Origin of the sequence: Streptomyces sp. NPDC006283, assembly GCF_040613325.1 — a bacterium.
In the GTDB taxonomy this organism is placed as follows: domain Bacteria; phylum Actinomycetota; class Actinomycetes; order Streptomycetales; family Streptomycetaceae; genus Streptomyces.
On the sequence record NZ_JBEXRZ010000480.1, the window covers coordinates 1 to 1,289 of the forward strand.

The 1,289-nt window shown below is 73.6% G+C and carries 1 protein-coding gene; it reads left to right on the forward strand.

All coding sequences use genetic code 11. The annotated features are described in order from the left end of the window. Nucleotides 1-354: 354 nt before the first annotated feature. Nucleotides 355-1,289: PucR family transcriptional regulator (locus tag ABZ070_RS37430; protein WP_356640674.1), on the forward strand; the 935-nt coding region annotated here is incomplete at its 3' end.

Genomic DNA, 1,289 nt, shown 5'->3' on the forward strand with positions numbered 1-1,289 from the left:
GGTCCGGTGAACCCACCGATGCCCGCCGCACCCACTCGGGAGCAGGCGGCCCGCTGGACACGCTCGTCGCCTTCGAGCGCTGCCCGGTGCCGCAGTGGGCGGAACGCGCGGGGGAGCACCGTCTGCGCACCGTGTTCACGCGTCTCGCGTGCGCTCCCGCACCGAACTCATCCGTCTTCTCGAGCGTTCTGGGACCTGAACCCGTCCGGTCGCGTTGCTGGACCGTGATGAGAACAATGCGCAAACCCCTGGGTACCGACTGGGCGGTATGCCATTCTGCGAGCGTCAGGTAGATCCGGTGCGAAGGTGTCCCGCCCGCCGCGCCGGAGCGAACCGACCAGGTGGAGGCCGGCCATGTCGAATCTCGTACGCTCGCGCGTCAGGGCGGTTCCCCCGCCGCGCGCGGCCCTGCCCCGCGCCCGTTCCCTGCTGGACGCCGAGGCGCTCGTCGTACTGCACCGGGCCGCACAGGTGCTGCTGGACGACGTGGCAGGCCTGACCACCACTCTGGTCGGCGAACTGCGCGAACAGGAGCCCGCCTACCGGGCGGCGATCGACGCGGACGCCTCCGAGGTCTGGCAGGAGGTCCACCAGTCCCTGCGTCACAACGTGGCCTCCCTGATACGCCCCAGGGAGTGCCGGGACATCGCGCGGCGCACCTCGCGCGCGATCGGCGCCTCGCGGGCCGAGCAGGGCCTACCGCTCGACGCGGTGCTGCACGCCTTCCGGCTGGGCGGGGCGCTGGTGTGGCAGGGGCTCGTCGACGAGACCGCCCGGCGCCACCCCGAGGACATGCGGCTGCTGGTCCATGTCGCCGCGGACGTCTGGAACTTCGTCGACGAGCACTGTGCCCTCGTCGCTGACGCCTACCGCCAGGCGGAACGCCGGATGGCCTGGCGCCGTGAGAACCGCCTGCGCCTGATGACCGCGGCGCTGCTGGACGGCACGGCCCGCATCACGGACCTGCCCGAAGCGGCGACGATGCTCGAGATTCCGGAGGACGGCCGCTACGTGGTGATCGCGGCCGACTCCGTCCATCCGCACGCACCCGGACCCCTCGTGACGCTGCCGCCGGGCACTGCGGCGGTGTGGCACACCACGCCGGAGGCGGAGCTGGCCGTCGTCCAGCTCGTGGGCGCGGCAACGGCGCCGAAGACCGCGCCTGTGACGGAAGGTCAGGAGGGCGTCCCGCACGGGGGCGACGTGCCGGACCGCGTCGGCGGCACCGCAGGCGCGGCCCCCGGCGGGCCCCTCGACCCCGCCGCCCTCGCCGCCGCGCTGCACGCGGC